The organism is Sporosarcina gallistercoris, from assembly GCF_050459885.1.
Classification (GTDB): Bacteria; Bacillota; Bacilli; order Bacillales_A; family Planococcaceae; genus Sporosarcina; species Sporosarcina gallistercoris_A.
This window is the reverse complement of sequence record NZ_JBCMNO010000005.1, coordinates 76,222-93,346: the sequence shown is the minus strand read 5'-3', so window position 1 is coordinate 93,346 and position 17,125 is coordinate 76,222. Positions and strand designations below refer to the sequence as shown.

Annotated in this window: 15 protein-coding genes; 2 read left to right on the top strand and 13 right to left on the bottom strand. The window is 44.0% G+C overall.

Features of this window, described 5'->3' with window-relative positions:
• Positions 1 to 179: 179 nt before the first annotated feature.
• On the top strand, positions 180 to 815 hold the full coding sequence (gene recU / locus ABE021_RS02360) for a Holliday junction resolvase RecU (RefSeq protein ID WP_430286565.1): 636 nt from the start codon (positions 180 to 182) through the stop codon (positions 813 to 815).
• Entirely contained in the window at positions 815 to 3,607 is a 2,793-nt protein-coding gene (locus ABE021_RS02355) for a PBP1A family penicillin-binding protein (protein ID WP_430286564.1), read from the top strand. The genes recU and ABE021_RS02355 overlap by 1 nt, the downstream gene beginning before the upstream one ends.
• Before the next feature lie 39 nt (positions 3,608 to 3,646).
• Here the strand turns inward: ABE021_RS02355 and ABE021_RS02350 are convergent, their stop codons facing one another.
• The 13 genes from ABE021_RS02350 to bshA all read right to left on the bottom strand — a co-directional run bounded on the left by ABE021_RS02350 (position 3,647) and on the right by bshA (position 17,113).
• Positions 3,647 to 3,979 (bottom strand): YpoC family protein, encoded by a 333-nt coding sequence (locus ABE021_RS02350; protein WP_430286563.1) that lies wholly within the window; start codon positions 3,977 to 3,979, stop codon positions 3,647 to 3,649.
• Positions 3,972 to 4,622, bottom strand: a complete 651-nt coding sequence (nth, locus tag ABE021_RS02345; protein WP_430286562.1) for an endonuclease III — start codon at positions 4,620 to 4,622, stop codon at positions 3,972 to 3,974. Before nth ends, ABE021_RS02350 begins: the two co-directional genes overlap by 8 nt.
• A gap of 5 nt (positions 4,623 to 4,627) precedes the next feature.
• Positions 4,628 to 5,341: a DnaD domain protein gene (locus tag ABE021_RS02340; protein ID WP_430286561.1), complete on the bottom strand. Its 714-nt coding sequence runs from the start codon at positions 5,339 to 5,341 to the stop codon at positions 4,628 to 4,630.
• Between the two features lie 27 nt (positions 5,342 to 5,368).
• Positions 5,369 to 6,664, bottom strand: coding sequence for an asparagine--tRNA ligase (asnS, locus tag ABE021_RS02335; RefSeq protein WP_430286560.1), 1,296 nt, complete (start codon positions 6,662 to 6,664; stop codon positions 5,369 to 5,371).
• A 51-nt stretch (positions 6,665 to 6,715) separates the two neighbouring features.
• A complete protein-coding gene (locus tag ABE021_RS02330; protein WP_430286959.1) occupies positions 6,716 to 7,915 on the bottom strand; it encodes a pyridoxal phosphate-dependent aminotransferase in 1,200 nt (399 codons plus the stop codon).
• Between the two features lie 31 nt (positions 7,916 to 7,946).
• Complete coding sequence (locus ABE021_RS02325) at positions 7,947 to 8,432, bottom strand: DUF5590 domain-containing protein (protein ID WP_430286559.1); 486 nt, start codon at positions 8,430 to 8,432, stop codon at positions 7,947 to 7,949.
• A gap of 79 nt (positions 8,433 to 8,511) precedes the next feature.
• The gene (gene dinG, locus ABE021_RS02320; protein WP_430286558.1) at positions 8,512 to 11,286 is read right to left on the bottom strand and encodes an ATP-dependent DNA helicase DinG; all 2,775 of its coding nucleotides are present in this window, start codon (positions 11,284 to 11,286) and stop codon (positions 8,512 to 8,514) included.
• 221 nt (positions 11,287 to 11,507) lie between these two features.
• Positions 11,508 to 11,888: an aspartate 1-decarboxylase gene (panD, locus tag ABE021_RS02315; RefSeq protein ID WP_430286557.1), complete on the bottom strand. Its 381-nt coding sequence runs from the start codon at positions 11,886 to 11,888 to the stop codon at positions 11,508 to 11,510.
• Between the two features lie 4 nt (positions 11,889 to 11,892).
• Entirely contained in the window at positions 11,893 to 12,759 is an 867-nt protein-coding gene (panC, locus tag ABE021_RS02310; RefSeq protein ID WP_430286556.1) for a pantoate--beta-alanine ligase, read from the bottom strand.
• On the bottom strand, positions 12,756 to 13,595 hold the full coding sequence (panB, locus tag ABE021_RS02305; RefSeq protein WP_430286555.1) for a 3-methyl-2-oxobutanoate hydroxymethyltransferase: 840 nt from the start codon (positions 13,593 to 13,595) through the stop codon (positions 12,756 to 12,758). Before panB ends, panC begins: the two co-directional genes overlap by 4 nt.
• 243 nt (positions 13,596 to 13,838) lie before the next feature.
• Positions 13,839 to 14,819, bottom strand: coding sequence for a biotin--[acetyl-CoA-carboxylase] ligase (locus ABE021_RS02300; RefSeq protein WP_430286554.1), 981 nt, complete (start codon positions 14,817 to 14,819; stop codon positions 13,839 to 13,841).
• A complete protein-coding gene (locus tag ABE021_RS02295) occupies positions 14,797 to 15,975 on the bottom strand; it encodes a CCA tRNA nucleotidyltransferase (protein WP_430286553.1) in 1,179 nt (392 codons plus the stop codon). Before ABE021_RS02295 ends, ABE021_RS02300 begins: the two co-directional genes overlap by 23 nt.
• 1 nt (position 15,976) lies before the next feature.
• Positions 15,977 to 17,113 (bottom strand): N-acetyl-alpha-D-glucosaminyl L-malate synthase BshA, encoded by a 1,137-nt coding sequence (gene bshA, locus ABE021_RS02290; RefSeq protein ID WP_430286552.1) that lies wholly within the window; start codon positions 17,111 to 17,113, stop codon positions 15,977 to 15,979.
• Positions 17,114 to 17,125 lie beyond the last annotated feature (12 nt).

Here is a 17,125-nt window from a genome sequence, read left to right as displayed (position 1 = left end):
CACTTATCACCTTTCTACTACTTCTATTCTAAGTTTATCAAATTTAAGCTGACAGTTCCAACATTGTCGAACATGTATTCTTCTTGAAATATGTAGAGGATTTTATAGTTTGCAACCTAAACTGCGTTTTAACGTCTCAATATTGTGGTATGATACACTGATGATGTGAGGTGAGTATGTTGGCGATACGCTATCCAAACGGCAAAAAGTATATATCTACTACAGCGAATACAGTGGCCAAAACGACTTCTTCAACTTTCAGCAACCGTGGTAAAACGTTGGAAGATGAACTGAATGACAGTAATGAGTATTATACGAGTAGAGGGATCGCAGTTATTCATAAAAAACCCGTACCTATTCAAATTGTCAACGTCCGCTATCCAGCAAGAAGCGCTGCAGTCATTACCGAAGCCTATTTTAAAACTGCTTCCACTACTGACTATAACGGTGTTTGGCAAGGGAAATATGTCGATTTTGAAGCAAAGGAGACGAAAAACAAAACTTCTTTTCCTTTACAAAATATACATGATCATCAGGTTGAGCATATGTCCCAAGTTCATGATCAAGGTGGTATTGCGTTTCTAATCATACGCTTCTCTCTCTTAGAACGTTATTTTGTAGTACCCTTCAAAAGCTTCATCGGAAAATGGAAACGGATGATTGAGGGTGGCAGAAAATCGATTACTCTTGAAGAAATCGAAGAAATGTCTGTTGAGTTAAAGCCAGGCTATCACCCACGTCTCGATTATTTGCAAGCGATAACCGGTATGGTTGAACAGCCAACCGGCGAACGAACTGAAAGGCAGGAATCCTAATGGATAATAATACTCCAAATTCAAGGACCGCACGCAGACAACAAGCAGAGGCGGAACAGAAATCATCACGAAAGCACAAAAAAACACCTAAAAAGAAAAAAGGTCTCATGAAGACCCTTTTTAAGGCGATTGTCATCATCGGATTACTTTTTTTAGCGGCAGGCGGTGGATTATTCGCGTACTACGCGAGTACAGCACCTGAACTGGATGAAAATCTTCTAAAAGATCCTCTATCATCTAAAGTTTTAGATCGTAATGAAAATGTCATTTATACAACAGGGAATGAAAAACGCAAATATACCCCATATGACGAAATTCCAAAAGAACTGGAAGCGGCTATTCTTGCAACCGAAGACTCCCGGTTTTACAAACATCACGGAATTGACCTTTGGCGTCTTGGAGGAGCAGTACTTGCCAATCTAAAAAGCGGGTTCGGCTCTCAGGGTGCATCGACTTTAACACAGCAAGTTATTAAAAACTCTTTCTTCACAAATGAAAAAACCTTGAAGCGAAAAGCGCAGGAAGCTTGGCTTGCTTTTAAACTTGAACGTAATTATTCCAAGGAAGAAATTTTTGAAATGTATTTCAACAAAGTTCTCATGTCAGGTAATAAATATGGATTTGGAACAGGTGCTGAGTACTTTTTCGGAAAAGAGTTAAAAGAATTGGAACTTCCTGAGATGGCTATGCTAGCCGGAATGCCTCAATCACCGAACGCCTACAATCCTTTCAAGCATCCTGAACGTGCGCAAAAACGTCGTGACATAGTATTGAAGCTAATGACACAACATAAAAAAATCACACAAGAAGAAATGGATACTGCAAAATCCATACCGGTCACTGCTTCACTTCTTCCGGAAGAGAAACGTGAAAAACCGACCGACATTAAATACCAAGCGTATATCGATATTGCAATGGATGAATTACAAAAAGCCGGATACAAAGACATTGAGGCAGATGGTGTTACAATTCAAACTGCGCTCGATCCCAATGCTCAAGAAGCTGTCGAAAAGGCACTTGCAGATCCAAGCAATTTTGAATCAGACACCATTCAAGCAGGTATGACGGTTGTCGATACGAAAACAGGCGAAATTGTGGCAGTTGGCGGCGGTCGTGACTACAAATTATTCAACCATAACTTCGCAAGTGACCAAAAGCGACAACCTGGTTCTTCCATTAAACCAATTCTTGACTATGGACCAGCGATTGAATATTTGAATTGGTCTACAGGTCAAACGATTGTAGACGAAAAAACAAAGGGCATCAAAGCAAACAATGTTGATAACAGATTCAAGGGACCCATCACGATACGCCAAGCAGTGTATGAATCCCGCAATATTCCAGCGATTAAGACCTTCGAAGAAGTGGGTACTAAAAACGCTGCAAAATTTGCAAATTCCCTTGGATTACCAGTTAAAGAGTTGTACCAATCCGATGCTATCGGCGGATCTAAAAACGACTTTTCCACTCTGCAAATGGCAGGAGCATTCGCCGCATTCGGAAACGAAGGGATCTACAATACTCCTCATGCAGTGAAAAAAATAATTTTGCGAGATGGAAAAACTGAAATCAACCTTTCTCCAGATCCTGTTTCTGCCATGAAGGATTCCACCGCTTACATGGTGACAGATATGCTTCGTGACGTAATGACAAAACCAAATGGCACTGGAACGAAAGCAAATATCCCCGGAATGGATATCGCAGGTAAAACTGGTACAACTAACTATTCTGCAGAGGATAAAAAACTCTATAACATCGGTAAAAACAGTGTTCCTGACTCTTGGTTTGCAGGATATACAACCGATTACACGATTGCCGTTTGGGGCGGTCATGAAAAACGAAATGAACCGATCGTAGGTTTCCAAGGCGGGCGTGATATGCCAAAGGTGCTGTTCCGTCAAGTAATGAATGATATCACTTCTGGGAACTACCCTAAAAAGTTCAAAAAACCTAGTTCAGTCGAAGAAGCTACCATCGTCGCAGGTTCCCAACCGCTTCAGTTGGCAAATAACAGCACACCGACCAACTTGAAAGTGGATGAACTATTTGTACGCGGCACACTTCCTAAGCGCACATATGTAGAACCTGAGCCTGAGGAAGAAGTGGCTGAACTTGAAGCGCCTTCTGACTTACGAGCAGAATATAATGCCGATAAACAGGAAATAGACTTGAAGTGGAAGCACAACAAACCGGATTCGGATACTATTGATGGCGATGTCACCTTTGCGGTTTCAGTATCTGTAGACGGTGGAGCAACCCAAGCATTGACTGAAACAGGTGATGGCTCCTTTACATTCGGAAATGTGGAACCCGGACATACGTACACATTTTCTGTCATCGCAAAAGCTGGCAGTCTTGTTAGTTCTCCTGCCTCCACTACACTTATGATTCAGGCGACAGAAGAAGAAAAACCCGAAGAAAAACCTGAGGACCAACAGCAAGGAGATACGGATCAGAACAACGGGGATGAGGGTCAAAATAATGGCTCAAATAATGAAAATAACAATGGCAACGGAAACAATAACGAGAACAATAATAACGGGAACAATGGCAACAGTAATAACGGAAACAATGGCAACAACGGAAACAATGAAAACAACGGAAACAACTCTGGTACCAATGGAAGTGGTACAGATGGAACGAATACTGAGAATAATGGGGGTGGCACCGGTGAGGAAGGCTCAGACGGAGTTAGCAGTAAGCCTTCCAAAGACCCGAACTCCAACACAGCAAGTTCAACGAAACCTTCAGCAACCAAGCCTGAGGAAACGACAACACCAAACGATAACTGATAACAAAAACCGCAACTTCGAATACGAAGTTGCGGTTTTTTAAGTGCCAATAAATCTGGCAATCTTTTTTCTTAGTTCCATATAGAGCAAGCTCAACTGAATGAGCGCAAACGGACTGATCACCTTATCCTTGATAAACTGAAGTCGCTCCTCCCCATTCAGTGGCTCCATTTTTGTACGGCGGTCAGAGCCACCAGCTGGTGCGCACACTTCAAGCAACTGTTCATAGTCTGCAATCGCACTCCTCATCAATTCAGCAGCGCCGCTATGCTTTTCATCATAAAGCTGTTGAATCTCCGGTTTCAGAGCATCCCACTTTTCAAAGAAAGGCATGACTTGTTCTTTCGTAATGACTGATGTCGACTTATCCATACTGCTTCATCCTCTTCTTTCCTTCCCGACATACAGAAAGTAAGGGACATTCCGGACAGTTCGGTTTTTGGGCTTTGCAATGATACCTACCAAAGAAAATAAGCTGATGATGCGTCTGAGTCCATCGTTCTCTCGGTGTCCACCTCATAATCTTTTCTTCCACTGCCATGACTGAGTCTTTCCAACGATTCATTGCTAACCGCTTTGCTACCCGCTCAACATGTGTATCGACAGCAAGTGCCGGAACGCCAAATGCATTTGAAACGACAACATTCGCCGTCTTCCTGCCAACGCCTGGTAGTGTGGTCAGAACGTCACGATCTTCCGGGACTTCCCCGCCAAATTGAGTTAAAAGCATAAGTGATAATGCTTGTATATTCTTCGCTTTGTTGCGATATAGCCCGATGGAACGAATATCCTGCTGCAATTCCTCGATAGGAACTTCTAAATAATCACCTGGAGTTTTATACTTCTGAAATAGCTCTGCAGTTACACGATTGACTAACACATCTGTACACTGAGCCGATAAAAGAGTCGCGATCACTAATTCAAATGCATTTTCATGTACAAGTTCACAATGTGCATCCGGAAACATCTTGTCGATTTCCTCTAAACAATAGTTCCACTCAGTTTTAGTTAACATTCCACTCATCCATCCCGCTGTTCAAGCCAGTTATATAAGGGAACCCGTTTCACAGTTCCTTGTTCTTTTCCTTGCCGTATAGATTGTGTTGGGGAACGGAAAGCTTTTGTTTGCTTTTCGACATCTGCCAATGTCGTGACGTGTTTCTTTTTCCACTCAAACAAAATCCGATCTATATAACGCATACTCAGTTTCTGAGCGATGACAGCCTCTTTGAGAGCCGCTTTTATTATATCAATCCCGTGATGATCCTGATCAATCCACATCGCAATCGTTTCACATTCCATCGGAGAAAGCAGTCGTCCGAATTCTTGTTCAAAAATCTGGAAAATCTGTCCCTCTTCATCCTTATTTTGTGCTTCCACTGTTTGATTCTTACTCGCAATTTCACAATCCAAAACCGCTTCCCATAAAGGGTGTAATGAAAATTGTTCATATAGCACTCCATTGGAATCACTAGCTTGGTCAATTTTCAAATATCCTTTTTGCATGAGTCGCTGTAATACTTGGGAGACCTCATTTTCCGTGAGATTCATCCGTGAGGAAAAAGCGGAGGGCGTCGGAAATTCGATTTGTTGAGCATGGTAGGCTTCCATTTGTAAAATGAGCATGGCATCTGAATCTTGGATACCTAGTTTTTTATATGAGCTAAAAAAAAGCTGGGGAATAGTAACATTCCCCTGCTCAATCCACATCCGGAGCCGGTCATCTTGTTGCATATGGCGAACTCCTTCCTTGTTACGTTATTAAGGATACAAACGGTTAAGTAGACGTGGGAACGGAATCGTTTCACGTACGTGCTCAACCCCTGAAATCCAAGCGACAGTACGCTCTAATCCAAGTCCGAATCCAGAGTGCGGCACTGCGCCATATTTACTTAACTCCAAATACCATTCATATGCTGAAGCATCCAACTGGTGCTCTTCAATACGTTGCTTCATGAGATCATAATCATGGATACGCTCTGAGCCTCCGATGATTTCACCATATCCTTCAGGAGCAATCAAGTCTGCACATAGAACGACATCCTCCCGATCAGGATGCGGCTGCATGTAGAATGGCTTGATGCCGATCGGGTAGTTCATGATGAATACAGGCAGATCATAACTTTCAGCAATCGCGGACTCATGAGGGGCTCCAAAATCGTCTCCCCATTGAATATCATCGAACCCTTCTTTGTGAAGGAACTCAATTGCATCGTCATATGTGATCCGTGGGAAAGGCGCTTGGATCTTTTCCAATTTCGATGTATCCCGACCTAGACGTTCCAACTCGAGTTTGCAATTTTGAAGAACCGATTGCACAACGTGTGCAACATATTGCTCTTGTACTTCCAAGCTTTGTGCATGTTCTACAAATGCCATTTCAGGCTCGATCATCCAGAATTCAATCAAGTGACGTCGGGTTTTCGACTTTTCCGCACGGAATGTAGGGCCGAAAGAAAATACTTTACCTAGAGCCATCGCAGCTGCTTCCATATACAACTGACCTGACTGGGAAAGATAAGCATCTTCGTCAAAGTATTTCGTATGGAACAACTCTGAAGTTCCTTCAGGAGAAGATCCCGTCAAAATGGGCGGGTCGATTTTAATGAATCCATTCATGTGGAAAAATTCATAAGTTGCGCGAATGATTTCATCACGGATTTTCATCACTGCATGTTGCTTGCGTGAACGCAGCCATAGATGACGGTGATCCATCAGGAATTCTGTTCCATGCTCCTTCGGCGTGATCGGATAATCCTCTGCAACTTTAATTACTTCGATTCCTTTAACCTGCAATTCATAGCCGAAGCTTGAGCGCTCGTCAACAGTAACTTCACCCGTTACATATAGTGAAGTTTCTTGTGTTAACCCTTTTGCTGTTGCAAAAAGCTCTTCACCGGCGTCTTCTTTAACTACAACTCCTTGGACAAATCCCGAACCGTCCCGTAATTGTAAGAATGCAATTTTTCCGCTTGACCGCTTATTGGCAAGCCATGCACCCATTCTTACTGTTTCGCCTTCATGATCGGGCATTTCGTGAATCATAATCGTTTTCATAAGAGCCTCCAAATTTTCTCTAGGTATGTGTACTACCTAGTCAGTTTTCAATCAGTCGATCCATTTAGATTTAACAAATTGGTGGATACGGCGCACCGCTTCTTCTAACAGGTCGATCGAAGTCGCATAGGATAAACGGATTGTTTCTTCTGAACCGAATCCGCTGCCAGGAATGACCGCCACATTTGCTTCTTCAAGCAATGCTTTTGCAAAAGCATCCACGTTTTTGAATCCTGTATGTTTCACCGCTTCTGAAACGTCTGGAAGCAGGTAAAAAGCACCTTGTGGTTTCACGGTATGGAAACCTGGAATCGCTTGAATTTGCGGATAAATCCTCTCTAAACGAGAGCTGAAACTATTGCGCATCATCTCTACAGCATCCTGGGAACCATTATACGCCTCAATTGCAGCATATTGTGAAGTAGTTACCGGATTAGATGTAGAATGGCTTGCGAGGTTCGTCATCGCTTTTACGACGTCTCCATCCCCTGCGATGAATCCGATACGCCATCCAGTCATTGAATGCGATTTTGAAACGCCATTAATGACGAGTGTCCGTTTCTTAGCGTCTTCAGACAGCGTTGCGATAGAAACATGCTTCGCTGTGCCATAGACCAGTTTTTCATAGATTTCATCTGAGATGATCCAAATATCGTGAGCCTTACAAACTTCGGCAATCGCCATAAGTTCTTCCTCTGTGTACACCATGCCAGTTGGATTACCCGGTGAATTCAGAATCAGTGCTTTTGTTTTAGATGTAATTGCACCCTCAATTTGGACGGACGTCACTTTGAACTCCGATTCGGCAGATGCCTGAACGACAACGGGAACTCCACCTGCAAGTTTCACTTGCTCGGGATAACTCACCCAGTATGGTGCAGGAATGATCACTTCGTCATTTGGATCAAGAATCGTTTGGAACAATGTATACAATACATGTTTTGCTCCGATCCCGATCATGACCTCAGTACGTGTATACGTTAAGCCTTGGTCACGTTCCAACTTCCCGATGACTGCATCCTTCAGAGCGGGCAATCCACCAGACGGAGTGTACTTCGTCTTGCCTTCTTTCATGGAACGCCATGCAGCTTCCAGTATAGGTTCAGGTGTATTGTAGTCCGGCTCCCCTGCTCCAAGACCGATCACATCGATACCAGATTCTTTCATTTCCTTCGCTTTAGCTGTTATCGCCAAAGTGGTTGAGGGTGAAAGTGTAGTTACTCTGGATGCTAATTGCTTCGCCAAATCCATCGCTCCCTTTACCAGTGCGTTCATGCACTTCCTATAAGTTTAAAATTCGCTTTTGCCACTGTCCGTCTGAAAATGCGACATAGACATAATTCAGCTTATTTGCCTCGTTTTTGAATACGACCTCCCATACAGCAGCATCGTCTTCCACACCTAGTTTAACATGGATGAGTTTATTGACGTTCATTTCTTGTTTGACAGAAGTGAGTGCCTGTTTTGCTGTAATGCCTTTTTCAAGGACAACCACTTTTAAATCCTTTTCGTTTTTCACTTTCTCGTTTACGAAAACGGCTTTTGCAACTCCCTTGTCATCTTTTCCGTAGACGACAGTGAAAGAGGCTGTACCGTTATACACTTCTGCACGCTCCGCCTCCACTAATATGCCAGCATCCACTACTTGACGGGTTGCATTCCCTTTAAGGGAAGAGGCCGGTTCATATGCTTTGTAAAAAACAAATGACGTCAACACTAGTGTCAGTGTGAAGAGAAAAATGATGAAAAATTTTATCCAGTTAATCATGATTTCACATCCCACTCCATATGGGTTTCCATAGACTTCTATAGGCGAGCCTGATCACCATCATGTAAGTCTGATACACTCATTTATTATAGCAATTATTAAGTTCATCTACCATACGTGCAAGTGATACTTTTTTAACAGGTACATCGGGCAGCGCTTCCAAAAATTTACTTCCGTATGATTTTGTTTCAATCCGACGGTCCAAGATGATGAAAAAACCAGTATCCGTGGATGAACGGATGAGTCTTCCGAATCCTTGCCGCAGTCTTAGTATAGCTTCAGGTAATGCGTAGGCAGTAAAAGCGTTTTTTCCCATCTGATTGAGTCGTGCGGTCTTCGCTTTGAAGACAGGTTCGGAAGGTGAAGAGAATGGTAAACGCACAATGATGATAGCGGATAATGAGTTACCAGGGACATCAACACCTTCCCAAAAACTGTTCGTTCCGAATAATACCGCTTTCTCATATTGACGGAATGATTTTAACAATCGATACTTGCTTCCAGAGCTAATTCCTTGTGCGATGAGTGCATAGTCTTCCAATAGTCCGCTGTCTGAAATGAGTTCATGTGTTTGGTTAAGCATATCTTGCGACGTAAAGAGAACAAACAGTCTTCCTTCAGTTACCATAACCGTCTGGACGATCGCTTCTGCCACTTCTTCCACATATTCCTGTTGCGCGACTTGCTGAATGTTTGGCATATCATCTATGAGAAAGATCTGGGCACCTGTATAGAAGTGGTCAGGAGCCAGCAATTTCAAAACAGGTACTTCTTGAGCCACACCCAATTGCCGTGCCACGAAACGCTCATCACTTTTCACAGATAATGTCCCTGATGTCCAGATGACTCCCTTATCCTTCGAGAAAAGGGATTCCAGTGCTTTTCGGATCACGGGTGCGCTGTCAATGGGACTTTTAATGACCGTGAGACTTCCAGGTATACTTCTTTGGTCCTGCTCAATCCAAACGGTTCCGTCTGATTCCTTATCAAGGAATAATTCAACCCACTCTCCGATTTTCACACGAAGTTCATCCACCCAGTAGTGCCATTCAGCTAGAATCGCTTGTTCTTTGTCTGAAAGGCTTTCCACTTCATGATCCAACAATCTGACATATGAGGAGGCTTTTTCTATGAAGTCACTCATCGATTGAAAGACATTTTCAAATATGATCCGATCCGTTGAAATGTCCTCGATAGCAACATGAAGCCGACTTCCCTTCACATGTCCCTTTTTGACCGATTCAGACCCTATTAACTCATGTATGGCAACATCAAACGCAGATGAGAATTTTTCAAATGCCACCAGAAGGTTGGAACGCTCACGAGAACGATGTCCCCTTTTCCGAATAAGTATCTCTTCGATACGACGGCTAACTTGGCCGTCCGACTCAGAGCTGATCTGTCCCATTACATATTTCCAATTCGTATAAGAGAAGATGATTTCATTCGTTTTATAGGCAGCATGTATGAACTGATGGGCTTCGTCTACTACGAGGCCGCATGCTTCCTCAATAATTTGTTCCTTACTGGAACCCTCACTAAGGAGTAAAGCATGGTTTGTGATGATGATATCTGCATGACGGCAATTTTCTAATGCAACTTGATGAAAATCCACACCATTTTCATCTTCCGCGAGAACTGAAGATCTTTTACGGATCCGATCGATATACAGCATGCCGCCGCCTGAAAGATTCAGCTCATTGACATCTCCCGTCATGGTTTCCGTAAGCCAGACTAGGAGTTGCATTTCAGTGAATATATTGTCATAACTCGATTCACCACTTAATAGCAGTTCAGCAAACTTAGCCAACGAGATGTAGTTGGAACGTCCCTTTAGCACAGCAGCTTGAACTGGCACAGACAATGCTTTGGAGACGACGTCAATTTCTTCTGCCATGATTTTGTCCGCTAAATGATTTGTATACGTACTGATGATGACTGCTTTTTTTGTTTCTACTGCACGAATAGCTGCAGGCAGCAAATAAGAAACGGTCTTCCCGATTCCCGTAGGGACCTCGACCATGATCTCCGTCCCGGAGCGAAACGAGTTCCACGCAGCGTCCATGAATTGCAGTTGCGCGCTTCTGGATTCGTAAGAGGGATAAGCTTGAATGAGCAGCTGGTCTTTTTCATCTTGACTGGTTGGATAGATAAGTTTTCTCGGTTCAACATTTCGAATGATTTCTGCCTGACGGAACGGAATGCCGCGAAATTGAGATAGATTCGAGTTGAGCGTTTTGTTACGTGCTTCTACTAACGCTAGGTAAAAAATCACCGATAGGTCGGTTTTCAAATAAAAAGAGCGCTTATGTAAGCGTGAAAGAGTTTGTTCAGGAAGACATTTCACTTTTTCAATACACTTCAACAGTAAATCCGCTGTCGCCTTTGCATCGTCATCAGCTCGGTGGGCAGCAGACAGCTCAATACCCAGTTCCTCCGACAATTCCTTCAGGCGATAACTCATTGCAGAGGGAAACATGATTTTCGAGAATTCCACTGTATCAATCTGTTTTCCTTGCCACTTCGGAATCCCGCAACGTTGAAATTCTTTTTGCAGAAATGTTACATCGAAATTCGTATTATGTGCGGTAAAAATCCAACCTTCCAATAAGTCTCTCACTTCATGCGCAATCTCTTCAAAATGTGGCGCATCGTTCACTTCAGTGTGGGTGATATCCGTTAATTCTTGAATAAAAACAGGGATTTTTTGACCCGGATTGACAAAGCGGACATACTCGTTTGTGAGGATGCCGTCTTCAATGAACATGATGGCAATTTGAATAATCCGGTCACCTTTTTCAGGTGAATGACCGGTTGTCTCCAAATCGACTACTGCAAATTTTAGATTTTCCATGGATTCATCAACTTCCTGTATCGGTTTCCTACTGCAGATTGTACCATATATTCAGTATAGGCTCTAAAGGAAGGGCGCGAACCACGATAAAAATAAAAACGCCATCCGGAAAGTCAGTAGATACTGGTTTCCAGATAGCGATGGATAGTGAGTCATTAAGAGGAGCGAATGGCGTTCGCCTCAACCTTGGATATTTCATAACACCCTTTGAATGGAACTTGTCAAACTATGACACCGTGGGACTCCTGAATGTGCTGTTCAATTTTATTGTGTTCATCCAGCAGTAAAACGGTTGGAGTATGTCGGAGGGCCTCTTCGTCCGCCATCATGGCATAAGCAAGTATAATGACGATGTCACCTGGCTGAACGAGTCTTGCAGCGGCTCCATTGACGCAAATTACACCACTGCCGCGTTTTCCTGGAATGGTATACGTTTCGAATCGTTCACCATTGTTATTATTGACGATTTGCACTTTTTCGTTGACGAGGATATTGGCTGCTTCTAGTAAGTCTTCGTCAATTGTAATACTTCCTACATAATTCAAATTCGCTTCTGTGACAGTCGCGCGATGTAATTTACTTGTGAGCATAGTACGGAACATGATGTCAGCCTTCCCTCTTGAAGATGATATTATCGATTAAACGGGCTTTTGAAAATTGGACAGCACACGCGATGATCAGATCTTGCGATACCGCTGTCGGTTCTTCCAATTGCGGGTAGGTAAGTATGGATACATAGTCAACGGCACCCGATGTCTTTTCCCTAAGTGTATTTTCTACAAATTGTGTGATGCCTTCAAGTGAGCCCCCTTCTTTCACTAACAGCTCAGCCTGTTGTAACGCTTCATATATGACGGGCGCTTCGTTTCTTTCTTGGACGGAAAGATTCACATTTCTCGAGCTTTTCGCCAATCCGTCCATTTCACGGACTGTCGGCACCCGAACAATGACGGCCGGACAGTTGTAGTCCCGGAAAAATGTTTCAATAATCGCAAGTTGCTGCGCATCCTTCATGCCAAAGTAAACAGTATCCGGCTGCACGATATTCACGAGTTTTAGAACAACCTTCAATACACCATCAAAGTGTCCTGGTCGTGAGGCTCCGCATAATCGGTCTGCCAGAGGACCTGGCACAATTCGAATGCCACCGTCCGTTGGATACATGTCTTCTACTCCTGGACAAAATACAATGTCGGCACCCGCTTGTGAAGCGAGTCGTATATCAGCATCCAAATTACGAGGGTATTCTTCAAAGTCCTCCCCTGGTCCGAATTGAGCAGGATTTACAAATATGCTAACAGCGACGCGGTCATTGTTTTTTTTTGCTTCCTTTATCAATTCCGCATGACCTTCATGCAGAAATCCCATCGTCGGAACAAAACCGATGGTCTGTTTTGTCGTTTTCATCGCCTGTTGCCAATCAATCATTTTCGAGATTGCCGGTGTGCATTGCATAGCCGTTGTCTCAGTCAATGGTTTCCACCTCCATACAAGTTCAGCAATTCTTCTTCCTTCATCGAAAACTGATGCTGTTTGCCAGGAAATGTCCCTGCTCTCACAGCATTTGTATAGGATGTCATCCCATCTAGAATAACTCCTCCTGCATCGCTGAAACTTTCCGCAAATTTCGGAAGACGATGATCTCCGTATTTCACGAGATCATGGAACACAAGTACTTGACCGTCCGCTTCTGCACCAGCGCCTATACCGATAATGGGAATACTGACTGCCTCGGTTAATTGTGCTGTCAGCTGATGAGGGATGCACTCAACAACGATCATGCAGGCTCCCGCTTGTTCACACAGTCTCGCATCCTCCAGCAGCTTGCGTGCAGTGTCCGCTGTCTTTCCTTGAACTTTATAGCCGCCAGTAACAGACGCCGATTGAGGGAGTAACCCTAGATGCGCAACAACTGGGATGCCCGTGTTCGTTAGCAGCTGAATGGTTTCCAAAACTTCGTCTGCCCCTTCGACCTTCAGTGCATCGGCACCCGTTTCTTGAAAGACACGGATTGCTTCGTTCAGGATTCGGTCTTGTGACCCTCGAAAAGTCCCGAATGGCAGATCGACGACTAGAAACGTGTCTCTCGCTCCACGTCTAACTGCTTTTCCATGGTGAATCATGTCATCGGAAGTCACAAATACGGTCGAAGGGTATCCGAGTACAACCATTCCAAGTGAGTCCCCTACCAATAGAACATCGACATCCGACTTTTCAGCAAAAATGGCTGTCGGATAATCATATGCTGTCATCATCACAATCTTATCGCCCTCAGTCTTCATCTGGTTTAACTCAGTAATCGTTTTCATTGTTGTTCTTCCCCTCTCCTTTTCAGGAGAAAACCAAAACATAAAAACCCTTCCAGTCATAAAAAACAGAAGGGTTGTGTAGGATATCGTCATAGGTTTCCTCCGTCCCTGTCAATATGATCAAGGCAGAATTATTCAGTTGACGTTCATGTGATTATCTTACAGGTGCGATTCAGGATGATATCGCCCTTCTCATTCACTATAACACTCCGTACAGGGAATTGCCAAATGGTTTTTCATTGTTCAGACAATGTGGATATCTGCCGAATAGATTCCTCTGATCGTTCCATCGTCCAGCACTACCTCTAGACGCCCGTCTTCTGAGATTCCTCGAGCTGTCGCTTCATAGGTGTCCTGCAGTGTCGATATACGAACTCGTTTGCCAATAGAGTCCGCATAACTTTCCCAGAGGATTTTAATAGGCGCGAACCCTTTCTCAACGTAAAGGGCAACATATAACTCCAAGTAATCCAGAACTTTGGCAGTCAGCTTTGCCCGATTCACCGGTTGACCTTCTTCGATACTGAGGGAGGTGGCAATTGTACGTATCTCTTCAGGGAAATCCTGTAACTGCTGATTGACGTTCATGCCAATACCTAAGATGATCGCTTTGACACGATCGGGATCGGCTTGGAGCTCTGTCAGAATCCCTGTTAGTTTACGACCGCCAACCAAAATGTCATTGGGCCATTTAATAGTGGGGGTGACATCAGTCAGCTCCTCGATAGCCCGAACAATAGCGACGGCGGCGACCAGTGTCATTTGAGGGGCTTGCTGTGGGGTCAGTTCTGGACGCGTTATGACACTCATCCATATCCCTTTACCGGCAACCGATGACCAGGGGCGTGACAATCTCCCTTTGCCTGCCGTTTGCTCATCCGCAATAATGACCATACCATCCGGGGCTCCATTTTGAGCTTCTTCGTGTGCAAGCATTTGTGTCGATAGACAGGAGTCAACATGACGAAGGCTGCGCCCATAGTGATCCGTCTGCAAAAACTGTTGAATCGCAGCAGGAACTACAGTATCTGGTGAGTCGATCAAATAATACCCTCTCTTTCGGATAGAGCCAATTTCATATCCTTCACTTTCAAGTTCTTTTACATATTTCCAGATAGCTGTTCGGGATATGCCATACTCATCCGCCATTTGCTGTCCTGATACCGGATTGTCTTTTCCTGCAGACATCCGTTTCAGTAACTCACTCTTTACATTCGTATTCATGTAAGAACCATTCCTTTATCGCATTGTGTTCGTTCGGAATTACTTGGTATAAAACAGCGTGTTCTATAGCTTGGAGTGCTTCACCAAGCCAGCGCCCCCCTCTTCTTCCAGTCCATCCCATAATCTCTTTGCCTCTAACAGCCAATTCTTGTCCGGAACGGATAGGCAGCAATTCGATGGCCTTCCTGATTGCATGTTCATCAATCGGTTGTTGAGGGGTTAATGCACCTATCAGTTTTTCTACAGTCACCAATATCGAATACTCCGCATTGTAAAAATCTTCGATTGTATAAGACCGCTGCTGCCTGATTACATGGAATTTCTGGACCGACTGCAAAAACAAACGTTCCTTGTTTGATAATTTATATGCATTTGCCACTTCTGATGCTTCAAACCGTCCCGCAATCATCAAGGATGCCCACCCGTCAAGTGAGTTTCGAAAAGGGCTGCACTTTAACCATGCATCTTGCTGAGCGGGATATAAAGGAAACACCTCTGACAACTTTGTTTCAGCAATCAACTTCAGTGCTTCGTGAGCAAACGCACCTTGAAACAATTTATCGAACTCTGCTTTAATACGTTCAACAGAAAGAGTTCCGATAGTACTGCGCAATGCAGTAATGGAAGATTTCGTCGAAGATTCAAGTTTGAATCCAAGTACTGAGACAAACCGAACAGCTCGTATCATTCGAAGTGCATCCTCGCTGAAACGTTCACTCGCATTCCCGACTGCCCGGATTGTTTTCTTGGATAAGTCCTCTCTTCCTTGGAATGGATCTACCACTTCCCCATCAATCCGAAGAGCGAGGGCATTGATAGTGAAATCACGCCTTTTAAGATCTTCTTCCAAAGACGTCACAAACTGGACTTCATCAGGCCTTCTATTATCCGAATACGTTCCTTCCGTCCGATAGGTGGTCACTTCAATCGGCTGCCCGCATTCAATGACCATTACAGTACCGTGCTCCGTTCCGAGGTCAATTGTATTCTGGAAAACCGATTTCACTTGTTCCGGTGTGGCAGAAGTGGCGATATCGATATCCGCTGGATCTTTACCAAGCAGATAATCGCGGACAGCCCCTCCTACAAAAACCGCTTCAAAACCTGCTTCGTTCAAACGTGTTATAACTGTACGGCTTTGACGAGTTCCAAACATATTAGCATTCCTTCTTTTGCAAGTCATAATAAAGCTTTTCGTATTGAGCGACGATGATATCTGATGAGAACTTCCCTTTCACAGTTTCCATCGCTTGCTCCTTCATCTTAGGATGCAATGTGCTGTCACTTAAAATTCGAAGTGTTCTTTCTGCAATCGCATCCGGATCACCAATCGGCACAATATATCCGTTAATGCCCTCTTCGATCACTTCCGGGATACCCCCTGCATTTGTCCCTACGGCGGGCACCCCACAAGCGAATGCTTCTAATAACACGAGACCGAATGCTTCTTTTTCCGAAGGCAGTACCATGACATCACTGAATGATAAAAGTTCCGGCAAGTCGTCACGTCTTCCGGTGAACAACACATGATCAGTAACACCCAGCATGTCCACTAATCTTCTGATTCTAGGCATTTCAGGCCCCTCTCCCACTAAAAGAAGTTTTGACGGGAGTTTTTCGACAACCAGTGCAAAAGCCCGGATCAGATCCGGAATCCTCTTGACACTTCTGAAATTCGAAATGTGGATGATTACTTTTTCATTCTGCTGAATACCTAAATCACAGCGTAAAGTCCCCGATTCCACAGGGTGATACTTTTCTTCGTCTATGAAATTGTAGATTGTCCTGATGTTTTTAGCAGGTTCAATCAGCTCGATGGTTTCTTTCCGAAGCGATTCTGAAACCGCAGTCGTAATATCTGATTTATCAATTCCGTATTTAACCGTGTTACGCAGAGCAGGATCGTGTCCCAGAATGGTGACGTCTGTTCCGTGCAACGTCGTGATGATCCCAATATCTGATTGGATCATGTCTTTCGCCAAAACGGCTGAGACTGCATGAGGTACGGCATAGTGGACATGGAGCAGGTCCAAATGCTGTTCCTCCACGACCTGCCCGATCCGGTTTGCAAGTGCGATATCATATGGTGGATACTTGAATACGGCATACCCATCTATTCTCACTTCGTGAAAGTGTATATTTTCATGAGGCTCATTGTATCGAAATGGCAAACTAGAGGTAATGAAATGAATTTCATGACCTTTCGCTGCCATTTTAATAGCAAGCTCAGTAGCTACTACTCCGGATCCTCCTAAGGATGGATAGCATATGACACCAATTTTCAATCGTTCCATCCCATCATCCCT

Excerpts from the sequence above, each read along its gene's own strand:
- ABE021_RS02355 (WP_430286564.1), top strand. The coding sequence starts at position 815 with ATGGATAATAATACTCCAAATTCAAGGACCGCACGCAGACAACAAGCA.
- ABE021_RS02350 (WP_430286563.1), bottom strand. The coding sequence starts at position 3,979 with ATGGATAAGTCGACATCAGTCATTACGAAAGAACAAGTCATGCCTTTC.
- nth (WP_430286562.1), bottom strand. The coding sequence starts at position 4,622 with ATGTTAACTAAAACTGAGTGGAACTATTGTTTAGAGGAAATCGACAAG.
- ABE021_RS02340 (WP_430286561.1), bottom strand. The coding sequence starts at position 5,341 with ATGCAACAAGATGACCGGCTCCGGATGTGGATTGAGCAGGGGAATGTT.
- asnS (WP_430286560.1), bottom strand. The coding sequence starts at position 6,664 with ATGAAAACGATTATGATTCACGAAATGCCCGATCATGAAGGCGAAACA.
- ABE021_RS02330 (WP_430286959.1), bottom strand. The coding sequence starts at position 7,915 with ATGGATTTGGCGAAGCAATTAGCATCCAGAGTAACTACACTTTCACCC.
- ABE021_RS02325 (WP_430286559.1), bottom strand. The coding sequence starts at position 8,432 with ATGATTAACTGGATAAAATTTTTCATCATTTTTCTCTTCACACTGACA.
- dinG (WP_430286558.1), bottom strand. The coding sequence starts at position 11,286 with ATGGAAAATCTAAAATTTGCAGTAGTCGATTTGGAGACAACCGGTCAT.
- panD (WP_430286557.1), bottom strand. The coding sequence starts at position 11,888 with ATGTTCCGTACTATGCTCACAAGTAAATTACATCGCGCGACTGTCACA.
- panB (WP_430286555.1), bottom strand. The coding sequence starts at position 13,595 with ATGAAAACGATTACTGAGTTAAACCAGATGAAGACTGAGGGCGATAAG.
- ABE021_RS02300 (WP_430286554.1), bottom strand. The coding sequence starts at position 14,819 with ATGAATACGAATGTAAAGAGTGAGTTACTGAAACGGATGTCTGCAGGA.
- ABE021_RS02295 (WP_430286553.1), bottom strand. The coding sequence starts at position 15,975 with ATGTTTGGAACTCGTCAAAGCCGTACAGTTATAACACGTTTGAACGAA.
- bshA (WP_430286552.1), bottom strand. The coding sequence starts at position 17,113 with ATGGAACGATTGAAAATTGGTGTCATATGCTATCCATCCTTAGGAGGA.